Raw genomic sequence first — 12586 nt, forward strand, 5'->3', positions numbered from 1 at the left:
ATCTGCCGAACGCACCGCCCTGTGACGGCAGCTTTCTTTTGGAGACTGGAGAAGCAGATGCGGATCGTGGTTTACAGCGCCAAGCCCTATGACCGGCAGTTCCTTGACGCTGCCGCCCACCCTGGCATGAAGATGCAATATTGCGAAGCGCGCCTGTCTGCCGAAACGGTGGCGTTGGCGGAGGGAGCGATGGCGATCTGTGCCTTCGTCAATGACGACCTGTCCGGACCGGTGCTCGAGAAACTTGCGGCAATGGGTGTGCGACTTGTCGCCCTGCGATGCGCTGGGTTCAATCAGGTGGACCTTCAGGCCGCCGAAAAGCTCGGCCTCACCATTGCGCGCGTGCCGGCCTATTCGCCCTATGCGGTGGCGGAACACACCATGGCGCTCATCCTGTCGCTCAACCGCAAGATTCACCGCGCCTATAATCGCGTTCGCGAGGGAAATTTCGCACTTGACGGGCTGCTTGGCTTCGATCTCCACGGGAAGACGGTTGGTGTTGTAGGGACGGGAAAGATCGGAGCGATCTTCACGCGTATCGCGGCCGGCTTCGGCTGCCGTCTGCTCGGCCACGATATCCGGCAGAATCCGGATTGCGTGGCGCTGGGCATGACCTATGTCACGCGAGAGGAGCTGTTCCGCGCGTCGGACGTACTCACACTGATGTGCCCGCTGACACCGGAGACCCGCCATCTCATTCGTAGCGAAACGCTGCCGCTGCTGAAAAAGGGCGTAATGCTCATCAATACCAGCCGCGGCGCCATCATCGACACGCAGGCCGCGATTGCCGGATTGAAAGACGGCACCATCGGTTCCCTCGGCATTGACGTCTACGAGGAGGAAGCCGATCTCTTTTTCGAGGATCTGTCCAATGACGTGTTGCGCGATGACGTTTTCGCGCGGTTGTTGACCTTTCCCAATGTTCTGGTGACCGGTCATCAGGGTTTCTTCACACAGGAAGCACTCACAAACATTGCGGACACGACAATCGCCAACATTACGAGTTTTCTTGATACCGGCAGGGCGCTGCATGCCGTCTCGAGGACCTAGGTCGCCGGGATCGCTAACCACCTGAGAACTGCAAAATTCGCCCCGGACGCAATTGCCCGCCCCTGAGACCCGGTATAGGTTCACTCGATCTTTTTCGAGCTTTCAAAGCTGACCGGTCGGGCAACAGATGCAACTCAAAGACTGCTATAATTTCCACGATTTTCGCTGCATGGCCAAACAGCGTCTTCCCGGACCGATCTTCAACTACATCGACGGCGCTGCCGATGACGAGGTGACGTATCGACGAAACACGGCCGCCTTCGATAAATGCGATCTGGTTCCGGACGTGCTGCGCGGCGTTGCCGATGTGGATATGTCTGTCACCGTCATGGGGCAGAAGCTGTCAATGCCGGTCTATTGTTCCCCGACGGCACTTCAGCGCCTCTTTCACCATCAGGGAGAACGGGCGGTTGCTGCGGCGGCCGGCAAATTCGGCACGATGTTCGGCGTGTCCTCTCTCGGCACCACAAGCCTGGAGGAAGCGCGCCGCATCAGCGGCGGGCCACAGGTCTATCAGTTTTATTTCCACAAGGACCGTGGCCTCAACCGCGATATGATGGCGCGCGCAAAAAGCGCCGGTGTGGAAACCATGATGCTGACGGTGGACAGCATCACCGGCGGAAACCGCGAGCGCGACAAGCGCACCGGCTTTGCCATTCCCTTCAAGCTCAATCTTTCCGGCATTGCGCAATTTGCCATGAAGCCGGCATGGGGCATCAATTATCTGACCCATGAGCGCTTCAGCCTGCCGCAACTCGACGATCACATCAAGATGGACGGTGGAGCGCTCTCCATCAGCCGCTATTTCACCGAAATGCTCGATCCTTCCATGAATTGGGAGGACGTGGAGCAGATGGTGCGCGAATGGGGCGGACCTTTTTGCCTGAAAGGCATCATGTCGGTGGACGACGCCCGGCGTGCCGTCGAGATCGGCTGCAGCGGCATCGTGCTCTCCAATCATGGCGGCCGCCAGCTTGATGGTTCCCGCAGCGCTTTCGACCAGCTGGCCGAGATCGTCGATGCGGTCGGTGACCGGATTGACGTGATGATGGATGGCGGCATTCAGCGTGGCACCCATGTACTAAAAGCCCTGTCTCTGGGGGCAAAAGCCGTGGGGCTTGGCCGCTATTATCTTTTCCCGCTTGCCGCTGCAGGCCAGGCGGGGGTCGAGAGGGCCTTGGAAACAATGCGTATCGAAATCGAGCGCGGCATGAAGCTGATGGGCTGCACAACTGTCGAGCAGTTGACCCGCCGCAACCTTCGGTTCCGGGACTAGGGAAGCGTTCCACGATCTCAGGGCAGGTCAAAGCCTGCCACCGCCACCGCAGACCATTTCAGCCGCGTTTCGTTGATGTTCCTGAAGCGCAAGACCGATGTTCCAGGTGAGCGCCAGGGATACCAGCACGCAAATGCCACCGGAAATCAGCGAACGATGGCGCCTGGCGCCAGACAAAAACAGCCAGCCGATGACGGCATAGGCCAAAAACGCCGGCACGGCAGCGACGAGAACCGATAGGGGGCCGTCGCAATCGATAGCCTCGATACCGACGGCGCGATATTCATTTGGCGTTCCCACAAGCCCGAGGGCGGCGACGGGGAACATCGCAACCAAAACGGCATAACGGAAAAAGCGGGGCGTATCGGGCATATCTGCTCCATGACCGGATTATTGACCTCCCTGGTGCGGCCAAGAGACGCTTTATCGGTGCATGGAAGGAGGATCGCCAATATTTGCCAAGAAAGCCAGTCCTTATGCCGAGATGGCCTTGGCAGACCGTTCCGCATGTGTATATGGTTGCATAATGCAACCATATTGGATTAACCATGCCTGAACAGCCCCTTCCCATACACGATATCCGCTCCATCTCGCGGCGGCTTGTTCGCGAACTCGGCTTTATGGGAGGAGATTTTGCCGGCACTGATCTGCCGCCCTCCGCCGTGCACGCGCTGATCGAGATCGAGGCGTGCCCCGGCATCACAGCTCGGGATCTGGCGAAGTTGCTCAGGCTGGAGAAATCGAGCGTCAGTCGAATGCTTCGCAAACTCGTCCTTTCAGGAGACCTCCTGGAGGAGACGGATATCGACGATAGCCGAATCAAACGGCTCCGCCTGACCAAACCCGGCCAGAAGAGGGTGGGAACCATTCACGCCTTCGCAAATCAGCAGGTATCGAGCGCCTTAACACGGATCAGCCCGGCGCAAGCTCTCACGGTTCTGGAAGGGCTACGCCTTTATGCCGATGCGCTGGGAGACAGGGGCGATGTCGCGGCTCCCGCCGTCGAGGTCATCGAAGGCTACAGGCCGGGGCTCATCGCTCGCATCACGCAGATGCATGCGCTTTATTACGCCCGGACATCCGGCTTCGGCCAGCGTTTCGAATCCGTTGTAGCAGAGGGCCTCGCGGCTTTTTGCAACCGGCTGGACAGCCCGAAGAACGCGATCTGGGTTGGAATGCGCAGCCAGCAAATCATCGGCTCCATCGCGATCGACGGCGAAGATCTCGGAGCGGATATTGCGCATCTGCGCTGGTTTATTGTCGACGACGGTGTGCGCGGCAGCGGTGTCGGACGCAGACTGCGCGAAACAGCACTGGCCTTTGTCGACAAAAATGGCTTCACCGCAACCCATCTCTGGACATTCAACGGTCTCTCGACCGCACGCTACCTTTACGAGACCCATGGTTTTACATGCGTCGAGGAATATCCGGGCAGCCAATGGGGAAACGAGGTCTTGGAGCAACGCTTTGTCCGGCGGCGGCCCGGTTGATCGTCTGCACGTGGTGCACTTTCAGGTTCGCGCCAGCCGCAAGGCGCTCCAGAAGCCACGCAACTGCGCGGTCAACTCCGCATAAAGACCATAACGCCGCGCATAATGCGAGACTTGCGCAGCATCCGGCTGGTAGGCATTCGCAACCCGTGTCATCGCCGAAACCGCCTCCTCATAATCGGGATAAAGTCCAATCGCCACGGCCGCACCAATGGCAGCACCGAGCGCACCTGTCTCGCGGGCCTCCGCGACACGCAGCGGAATTTCCAGGACATCAGCCATGATCTGCGGCCAATGCTGGCTGCGGGAACCGCCGCCGGACATCACGGCGCTTTCCACCGGCAAGCCCGCTTCGCGCAAGACGCCGATGTGGCGGCGATGCTCAAAACACACACCCTCGAACAGGGCGCGTAACATGTGCCCTTCGCCGTGCCATCCCGCGAGGCCGTAAAAGCCGCCGCGAAATTCCGCACCCAGCCGTGAGCCGAAAATGAACGGATGAAAGAACGGATCGTCGGCGCGCGGGGTAACGGAGCCGACCAATTCGTTGCAGCGCTCGAAGGCGTGGGCGCCGTGGTCACCGCGAACACGATGCACGTACCATTCGAGATTGGCGGCGGAGGTGGCGCTGGATTCGATATTGACATAGCGGTTGCGGCCAAAGGTCGTAACCATGAAGACATCGGGACTGATGACCGGCCTGTCTGCGAAAACCTGGTTGATGCTCCAGGTGCCGGCGATGATCGAAGCTTCCCCGGCATTGATGACGCCCGACCCCATGGCGCTGGAGACCACATCGAAGAAACCGCCGATGACGGGTGTGCCTTCGGATAGCCCCGTCATAGCCGCAGCCTCGCCCGTTACCTGGCCGACGATGTCGGCCGATTCCACGCGATGGGGGAAAAACGCGGACGCGTCCTCGATATCGTAAAGAGACAGAAGCTCGCGGTCGAGCCGCGCTTCCGGCAAAGCCAAAAGTCCCGCGCCGCTGAGATCGGAAATATCATTGGCAAGGCAGCCCGTCAGGCGGAAATTGACGAAATCCTTGCAGAACAACACCGTGCCGGTCCGGGCGTAAAGATCGGGTGCATGTCGCTTCACCCAGGCCAAAAGGCTCGGGGTTTGCGCAGGCCATGGCCGCTGCAGGCAGCGGGCCTGCAATTGCGCTCCGCTTTTCCCGTCAAGCTCGGCCGCCACATCGGCGGCGCGGCTGTCGAGCGACTGGATGCCGATCAGGGGCTGTTGTTTCTTGTCAAGAAGATAAAGACCATTGCCATGGCCGGCGCAGCCTACCGCGAGGATGCTGCGAGGATCGACAGCCGCTTTTACCAGAAGCTGACGGATCGCCTCGCAGCCGTTGCGCCACAATTCCTTGAGATCGCGCTCGACATAGCCGGGCTGCGGGAATGTCGACTGTCCGTCGATCGCGTGTTGCGCAACCTGTCGGCCCGCCGTGTCGAACAGCACGGCCTTGATGACCGTGTTGCCGACATCCAGACCCAATATGTGATTTTTGTCAGCCACGATTATAGATATCCCATGCTTCCTCACCACCCGCACCCTGATGGATGATGGCCATCAACGCCGCAACAACGGCCTTGGGATTGTCGTGCTGGTAAATATTGCGCCCGTAAACCATGCCGTTTGCACCTTCGGCCACCAGAGCCGCCGATTTAGCCAATACATTGCGCAAGTCCTCACGCCCCCCGCCCCGCACCAGCACCGGGCACCGCGCCGCCTCGATCACCCTGTGAAAGTCCTGCGGGTTACTGGTCGGATCGGCCTTGATGATATCGGCTCCCATTTCCGAGGCAAGACGAACCAGCGTAACGATCTTTTCGGCATCGCCATCCACCTGATAACCGCCGCGCACATCATTCGGCAGCATGACCAAAGGTTCGATCATCAGCGGCATGCCGAAACGATGGCAATCGGCGCGCACGCGGCTGATGTTTTCAACACATTGACGAAAGAGCTCAGGTTCGTCCGGCAGCATGAACAGGTTCACGACGACGCAGGCGGCATCCATTTCCAGCGCGCCGATGATCGGGTCATGATAATTCTGAAGCTGCGACCACATGGTCCTGTGGCGTGTTGAGTTATAGGGGTTGCCCATGTCGATGCGCATGACGAGCGCCGGCTTGTCGCGCTCCGGCCGCTGCTGCAGCAGGTCTGCCTGGCCGTAGGCCATCTGGATGGCGTCGGGGCGAGCCTCTACCAGCCGGTCCACGGTCTGCGACATATCCTCCAGCCCGACGAGGAAGCTCGGCTCGTTACAAACCCCGTGATCGATGGCCACATCCAGACAGCCGCCATTGCGGAACAGCCTGTTCATGCGCGCCTTCTTCGAAATCCGCATCATCATGCATTCTCCTTGCATCTGTGTTGAAGCATTGCCGGCGTGACCCCGTAAAAGGTCTCCAGCTCGTGAATGAGCCGCTGACGTTCCGCTGACGCCTGATTTGGCAGCCAGCCCAACTCGCGCGCTGCAACGGCGAGCATCGCGTCGATCAGATCGGCATCGATGACGCCGGTGATGGCGAGCGTCGTGCGACGCAGGACGAGATCGGTCAGGTGCCGCACCTGTTCGCAACGGATGAGCCAGACCACTTCCGCTGCCGTGATCGGCGATTTTTCTGAAAGCCGCACGTCATCCGAACGATCCCGGCAAAAACCCATCAGCTCAAACGCGCGGGAGCCGTAAGCCAGGGCCAGATGCTCCGCCCGGTCTGCGGCAATGGAAAACTCCTCCGACAACAAAGCAGGCAGGCCGCCTGCACCGGCCGGAATATTCCTGCCGCCGCCGATTGCGCGGTCCATGGTGCGGGTCAGTCGCTTTCGTCCAAGAAAGGCCAGAACCTCGTCGGTCACCTGTTCGCCAAAAGCTCTGAAAGTGGTCCACTTGCCGCCGATCATGCAGAGCTGCGGCGGATCACCCGCAACGCGGTGGATGAAATGGCTGCGGGATATTTTCCCGGTGAAGGCGGCATCGCTTCGCGGCAATGGGCGTATACCGCTGAAACTGAAGACGATGTCGGAGCGATCGATGGCAATCTGCGGAAAGACCTGCCGGATCGCGTCCAGAATGTAGTCCCGTTCCTCGGGCTCGCAGCGCACCCGCTCGGGCCGATCCACCTTGATATCGGTCGATCCCGCAAGAACCCGGTCGAGATAAGGGAAGAGGATGCAGACCCGGTTGTCCGTGTTTTCAAAGAAAATCATGTGGCCGTTCAGCGCCTTGAGAAGTTCCTCATTGGCAAGGATCAGATGCGATCCCTTGGTGCCTGAAACGGTGGGTTTTGCCCTGTCCGACGCCAGGCCATCGGCCAATACGCCGATCGTCTCGTCGATCCAGGCTCCCGTTGCATTGATGATGATCCGGGGCCCTATCGGCAGGATTTCGTCCGCTTCCTCCGTCCGCAGACCATATTCATCGCCCACACGGACGAGTTCGGCATAGTTCAGTGCAACGCTTTGCGGCGCATCCGACTGGCTATCGATCAGAAGCTCCAGAGCAAGCCGTTCGGGCTGGCTTATCCAAGCATCGTAATAGGTGGCGGAATATCTGATCTCCGGTGTCAGATCCGGCCATTGCCGCAAAGTATCGGCCGCGCCACGAAAGGCGTGACGGGGCAGGATGCGGTTTTTGCGAGTGACGAAATCATAGAGCATCAGACCCGCCTTGATGGCGAGCGCGCCCCGGCTTGCGGGTTTCCCACCGGAGCCGGCAAAGGTTGCTACCGCATTGAACAGGCCGCTGAAAGTCGAAAAAATCGGGATCGTGGTCGGCAGCGGCCGAACCATATGCGGTGCGAGCCTCAGAAGTGCATCGCGCTCCCGCAGGGATTCCGCCACCAGGCCGAATTCGCCGTTTTCCAGATAACGCAGGCCGCCATGGATCATCCGCGAGGGAGCAGCGCTGCAGCCCGAGGAGAAATCGCTGCGCTCGACCAGAAGAACTCTCAGCCCCTGCAGGGCAAGATCACGATAGGCGGCGATGCCATTGATACCGCCGCCGATGACCACGGCGTCGAAATCACCGTCTTGCCGGATGCGATGGAGAGCGTCCTCGCGAAAACTGGGCATAGGAATACCGTTCGCTGGCGATGACCAGCGTCCCAATGTTGTTGACCGTTAAGCGACGTGAGAAAGGGAACGAAATTATGCGATGTGCGCCTGAAACCCCGTTCCAGCTACATAATCAGGTATCGAGACCCACGAGATGCTCCGCCACACCAGTGCTGATGAGCGCCAGCTCACTCTCTGTGAGGCGAAGACGCGCGGCGGCGGCGTTTTCAACCGCCTGAGCCGGATCGCGTGCGCCACACAGCGAGAATGTTATACCCGGCTGGGCAATCGTCCAGGCAATCACCACCTGTGCCACTGAGGCGAAATGGGCGGCCGCCACCGGTTTCAGCACGCCGATCAAACGCGCGATCTTTTCACGGTTGGCCTGGCTGAAGCGCGGATTGCCGTGGCGCTGGTCATCTTCCGCAAAAACCCGCTCCGGCCCGACCTTGCCCGAGAGGAGACCGAGCGCCAGCGACGAATAGCTGAGAACCGAGACGGCATTCTCCCGGCAAACGGGCAGGAGCGTCGTCTCGATATCGCGCTTTACCATGGAATATTCTTCCTGAATGGCGTCCAGCGCCCCGGTGGCGATATAGGCTTCCAGATCGGCCTGCGAGACGTTGCTTGCCCCGATCGAACGGATCTTCCCCTCTTCCTTCAGCCGCACCAAAGCCCCGACTGTCTCGGCAATCGGCGTCGTGGCATCCTGCCAATGGGTGACGTAGTGGTCGATATAATCTGTCCCAAGCCGTTTCAGGCTCTCTTCGACCTCGTACCGGATGGACGCGGCGCCGAGATAACGATGAACCGGCTTGCCATCCTGATGGAAGAAATAAGCGCCCTCATTCACATGCCACACAAGCCCGCATTTGGTGACCAGCACCACCTTGTCGCGTCTGCCGGCAATTGCCTTGCCAACGATGGTTTCGGCAAGCCCCATGCCATAGGCTGGCGCAGTATCGATGAGGGAAATCCCCGCATCGATGGAGGCCTGGATGGCTGCTATGGACTGCCGCTCGTCGGTGCCGCACCACATCCAGCCACCGATGGCCCAGGTTCCAAGCCCCACGGCAGATGCGTTGATACCGCTTTTCCCTATCGTCCGGGTCAATATTGCGTTGTCCGTCACGAAGTCTCCCCTCCTTCATGATTCAATAAGTAGCCGGCTATCGCTTCATCCACGACCAGCGAGGTCAGATAGTGGCCGGCAAGCGTGGCCGCCACCGGGCCGGCCTTGATGGCGCCTGCTGCGACACCGATGATGTTTGGGCACCGGGCAAGCTGCCCGGGGTCCAGCGCCACGACGCGCGAGTTGAGATCGATCCGGGCAAGCTGCCCGTCCGCCATGGTGAGGTGGGCGAGGAACTCGCCGGCAATGCCGGCATCCACCAGCGCCTGTCCGCCACGGGCGGCATCCGGCAGAAGATCGTAATAGCCAGAGCCTGGCGCCTCCACCGAACCAATGCCGACCAGCGCCACCTGCGCCTGACGCGCCAGATCGAAAACCTCACGGATCGATGCAACATTCATGAGGAGATCGCGCTGTTCCTCGTCTTCGGCGAATAACGGTGCGTGCAGCAGCGAGGCGCTGCCGCCAAGTTTTTCCGCCAGTTGCGTGGCGAGATGATTGACATCGGTGTAATGCTTGCCCTGCACCCCGCCGGTGAGCGGCACTACCCGCACATCGAAACGGCGCTCCGCCTGCAGATTGTCGACAACCGCACTCACCGCCTTGCCGCCCGTAATCGCGATCACATCGCCGTCGCGGATCGTTTCCAGCAAATGGTTTGCGGCCACCCGCCCGACCATTTGCAAGGCTGTTTGCGGATTGTCCGATACCGTTGGCGTAACGACGGATTGTCTAAGGCCAAACCGGCGGGTGATCTCGTTTTCAAGGTCCACAAGCCGCTGATAAGGACTGGAGATGCTGATCTTCACCATGCCCGCCTTGCGGCCGGCCGCAATCATGCGGTTCACCTTGGTGTGGGAAAGGTTGAGCCGCTCGGCGATTTCGGACTGTTTCACCCCTTCGATGAAATGCAGCACCAGGACGGAATACATCTGCCTCTGTTGATCGAAATCGTCCTTGATATCCAGCATGATCGTCTTTCTCCAGTTACCTTCGGGCGAGCGAACGGCGCTCAACGGCGGCGCCTGACCAGATAGTGGTCGAACAGTACCGCAGCCAGCAAGATGCTGCCCCTGATGATGTCCTGCCAGTAGACAGACACATTGAGCAAGGCAAGCGAACTGGAAACCACCGAGAGAAGGATGGCTCCCAGGATCGCGCCAAGAATCGTACCCGAACCGCCCGAAAGGCTGGCGCCGCCGATGACCGCGGCCGCAATGACGTTGAGTTCCATGCCGATGCCGAAGCTTGGCTGGGCAGAACCGAAGCGCGCCATGTAGATAACACCTGCAACACCGCAAAGCATCGAACAAAGCGTTGTGGTGGCGAAGACCACGCGGCCGACACGGATGCCGGAATAGGCCGCGGCCTTGGGATTGCTGCCGGTGTAAAAAACCTTGCGGAAGGCAGTCGTGCGCCGCAGCAGCAGATCGAAAGAAACGACCACCACCATAAATATGATCAGCACCAGCGGTATGCCGCCAATCACACCCTGACCGATGAACTTGAATTCCGGCGGCAGGGAGTAGAGCCCGAGCGGCCGCCCGCCGGTCGCCAGCAGGCAAACACCGCGCGCAATGACCATGACGCCCAGCGACACGATGAAATGATGCAGACCGATGACCGTGGTCAGAAATCCCATGACCATGCCGACCAATGTCGTCAGGCAGATTGCCAACCCCGCCGCCACCCAGGGGTCGACGCCGTTGAGGAAAAGCCAGCCGGCTGCCACCATCGCGAGCGCCGTAACGGATCCCACCGAAAGATCGATGCCACCAGAGATCAGAAGAATCGTCATGCCCACCACGACGATGCTTTCGATAGCGAAGACCATGGCCATGGCCCGCAGATTGTCCACGGTCAGGAAGTACGGCGAGATGAAGGACATCACGGCAAAAAGCGCGAGAATGATTACGATCAGCCCGGTTTCCCGCGCCTTGAGCGCCGGCTCCCACCACGCTGTCCGGCGAACCGCCGTCCCGGCAAGGCTTGAAGGTGTTTCCGATGTTGCCATTTTCCCGCTCCCTCAGGCTTCCGCCGCATTCTGCATAATAGTGATCGACGCGAGCTGCATGATCTTCTCTTCCGTCATGTCGTCCCCCTCGACCTCGCCGGTGATGCGCCCCTCGCGCACGACAAGCACACGATCGCTGACGCCGATGAGTTCCGGCAGTTCGGAGGAGATGACGACCACGCCAACCCCCTCACGCGCCAGTTCCCGGATCTGGCGGTGGATTTCCGCCTTGGCACCCACATCCACCCCCCGTGTCGGCTCATCCAGAAAGATGACCTTCGGTTCAACCGACAGCATCTTCGCCAGCGCCACCTTCTGCTGGTTGCCGCCGCTCAGGGTCGAGACGGAATCACCGACGCTGTTCGCCCGCAGTTTCAGCCGGCGCCCCAGCTCATCTGCGCGCTTCATCTCTTTGCGCCGTTCGATGAAACCCATGCCATTCGATATCCTTCCTATGTCGAGCGCGGAGACATTGGCGGCGATGGACATGTTCAGGAACAGCCCATCCCCCTTGCGGTCCTCGGAAAGATAAACGATCCCTTCCCGGATGCTGTCACGATAGTCTTTCAGACCAAGCCGCTGGCCACGTAACATAACCTCGCCTGTCGGCTTGCCCTCCAGCCGGCAGACCGCCCGCGCGATCTCGCTTCTTCCCGCACCGATCAGTCCAGCCAACCCCAGGATTTCACCCCGACGCAGATCGAAACCGACATCGAAAACGCGCTTTCCTTCATTCAGACCCCGAACAGAGAGAACGACGTCGTCAGATTTCTCATCATCCGAGAGCTTCGACGGGTAGAGCTTGTCGAGTACCCGTCCCACCATGCTGTTAACGACTTCCTCAGGGGAAATATCAGCAATATTCTCCGTCCTGATATGGCAACCGTCGCGCATGACGGTGATGCGGTCGCAATGTTCGAAAATCTCCGCCATGCGATGCGAAATATAGATGATGGCAATGCCGCGCTCGGCCAGCCGGTGCATGATCCGGAAAAGTGTCTGGGCTTCGGTCTCTGTCAGCGCTGCCGTTGGCTCATCGAGGATCAGGATGCGGCAATCCAGCGTCAACGCCTTGGCAATCTCAACGATCTGCTGCTGCGAAATCGAAAGGCCGCCCGCGCGGCTTGCGGGATCGATATCGCCGATCTCCCGCAGCACCGCTGCCGCCCGCTTTTCCAGGTCGTGGTAATTCATGAACCAGGAACGGCTTCGACCGGTCTCTGACATAAACATGTTTTCGGCGACCGAAATATCAGGGCAAAGGGCGATCTCCTGATGCACGAAACCGATGCCGAGCCGGTTCGCCACATTTGGCGAGGATATCTTGACCGGCTTGCCATCCAGCAGGATCTCCCCTCCATCGGGCTGCAGAATGCCGTCAATGATATGCATCAGCGTCGACTTTCCGGCACCGTTTTCCCCCGCCAGCGCGTGGATTTCGCCGCGCCGCAGGTCAAGTGCAGCACTCCGCAACGCCTTACGGGCCCGAATGCCTTATGAATATTCGTCATGCGGAGGATGACCTCACCCATAACGCCCTCCCGAACCGGCTTTCC

10 protein-coding genes and 1 pseudogene are annotated in these 12586 nt (G+C 59.9%); 3 read left to right on the plus strand and 8 right to left on the minus strand.

All coding sequences use genetic code 11. The annotated features are described in order from the left end of the window. The first annotated feature begins 57 nt into the window (after positions 1-57). Both EGT36_RS21185 and EGT36_RS21190 read left to right on the plus strand, forming a co-directional pair. Positions 58-1050: a 2-hydroxyacid dehydrogenase gene (locus EGT36_RS21185; protein WP_125271011.1), complete on the plus strand. Its 993-nt coding sequence runs from the start codon at positions 58-60 to the stop codon at positions 1048-1050. A 127-nt stretch (positions 1051-1177) separates the two neighbouring features. Then, complete coding sequence (locus EGT36_RS21190) at positions 1178-2326, plus strand: alpha-hydroxy acid oxidase (RefSeq protein ID WP_125271012.1); 1149 nt, start codon at positions 1178-1180, stop codon at positions 2324-2326. A 27-nt stretch (positions 2327-2353) separates the two neighbouring features. On the opposite strand, the gene EGT36_RS21195 is transcribed toward EGT36_RS21190, so the two are convergent. Next, positions 2354-2698: a hypothetical protein gene (locus tag EGT36_RS21195; RefSeq protein WP_125271013.1), complete on the minus strand. Its 345-nt coding sequence runs from the start codon at positions 2696-2698 to the stop codon at positions 2354-2356. Between the two features lie 176 nt (positions 2699-2874). Here EGT36_RS21195 and EGT36_RS21200 point away from each other — a divergent pair, with 176 nt between their 5' ends. After that, the gene (locus tag EGT36_RS21200) at positions 2875-3816 is read left to right on the plus strand and encodes a bifunctional helix-turn-helix transcriptional regulator/GNAT family N-acetyltransferase (RefSeq protein WP_125271014.1); all 942 of its coding nucleotides are present in this window, start codon (positions 2875-2877) and stop codon (positions 3814-3816) included. Positions 3817-3837: 21 nt separating this feature from the next. On the opposite strand, the gene EGT36_RS21205 is transcribed toward EGT36_RS21200, so the two are convergent. The 7 genes and pseudogenes from EGT36_RS21205 to EGT36_RS21235 all read right to left on the minus strand — a co-directional run bounded on the left by EGT36_RS21205 (position 3838) and on the right by EGT36_RS21235 (position 12562). Then, positions 3838-5340: an FGGY-family carbohydrate kinase gene (locus tag EGT36_RS21205; protein ID WP_172965686.1), complete on the minus strand. Its 1503-nt coding sequence runs from the start codon at positions 5338-5340 to the stop codon at positions 3838-3840. Further along, entirely contained in the window at positions 5333-6175 is an 843-nt protein-coding gene (locus tag EGT36_RS21210) for a class I fructose-bisphosphate aldolase (RefSeq protein WP_100911597.1), read from the minus strand. Before EGT36_RS21210 ends, EGT36_RS21205 begins: the two co-directional genes overlap by 8 nt. Positions 6176-6177: 2 nt before the next feature. Beyond that, complete coding sequence (locus EGT36_RS21215; protein ID WP_125271015.1) at positions 6178-7902, minus strand: glycerol-3-phosphate dehydrogenase/oxidase; 1725 nt, start codon at positions 7900-7902, stop codon at positions 6178-6180. A 115-nt stretch (positions 7903-8017) separates the two neighbouring features. After that, positions 8018-9016 (minus strand): aldo/keto reductase, encoded by a 999-nt coding sequence (locus tag EGT36_RS21220; protein WP_125271016.1) that lies wholly within the window; start codon positions 9014-9016, stop codon positions 8018-8020. Continuing rightward, on the minus strand, positions 9013-9987 hold the full coding sequence (locus EGT36_RS21225) for a sugar-binding transcriptional regulator (RefSeq protein ID WP_172965687.1): 975 nt from the start codon (positions 9985-9987) through the stop codon (positions 9013-9015). The genes EGT36_RS21220 and EGT36_RS21225 overlap by 4 nt, the downstream gene beginning before the upstream one ends. Before the next feature lie 41 nt (positions 9988-10028). Next, positions 10029-11030, minus strand: coding sequence for an ABC transporter permease (locus EGT36_RS21230; protein WP_004437313.1), 1002 nt, complete (start codon positions 11028-11030; stop codon positions 10029-10031). A gap of 12 nt (positions 11031-11042) precedes the next feature. Further along, a pseudogene (locus EGT36_RS21235) lies at positions 11043-12562 on the minus strand (sugar ABC transporter ATP-binding protein). Positions 12563-12586 lie beyond the last annotated feature (24 nt).

Source organism: Agrobacterium sp. FDAARGOS_525 (assembly GCF_003938925.1).
Classification (GTDB): domain Bacteria; phylum Pseudomonadota; class Alphaproteobacteria; order Rhizobiales; family Rhizobiaceae; genus Agrobacterium; species Agrobacterium pusense.

What these genes read in the sequence shown, in the direction of transcription:
- EGT36_RS21185 (WP_125271011.1), top strand. Translation starts at nt 58, where the DNA reads ATGCGGATCGTGGTTTACAGCGCCAAGCCCTATGACCGGCAGTTCCTT.
- EGT36_RS21190 (WP_125271012.1), top strand. Translation starts at nt 1,178, where the DNA reads ATGCAACTCAAAGACTGCTATAATTTCCACGATTTTCGCTGCATGGCC.
- EGT36_RS21195 (WP_125271013.1), bottom strand. Translation starts at nt 2,698, where the DNA reads ATGCCCGATACGCCCCGCTTTTTCCGTTATGCCGTTTTGGTTGCGATG.
- EGT36_RS21200 (WP_125271014.1), top strand. Translation starts at nt 2,875, where the DNA reads ATGCCTGAACAGCCCCTTCCCATACACGATATCCGCTCCATCTCGCGG.
- EGT36_RS21210 (WP_100911597.1), bottom strand. Translation starts at nt 6,175, where the DNA reads ATGCGGATTTCGAAGAAGGCGCGCATGAACAGGCTGTTCCGCAATGGC.
- EGT36_RS21215 (WP_125271015.1), bottom strand. Translation starts at nt 7,902, where the DNA reads ATGCCCAGTTTTCGCGAGGACGCTCTCCATCGCATCCGGCAAGACGGT.
- EGT36_RS21225 (WP_172965687.1), bottom strand. Translation starts at nt 9,987, where the DNA reads ATGCTGGATATCAAGGACGATTTCGATCAACAGAGGCAGATGTATTCC.
- EGT36_RS21230 (WP_004437313.1), bottom strand. Translation starts at nt 11,030, where the DNA reads ATGGCAACATCGGAAACACCTTCAAGCCTTGCCGGGACGGCGGTTCGC.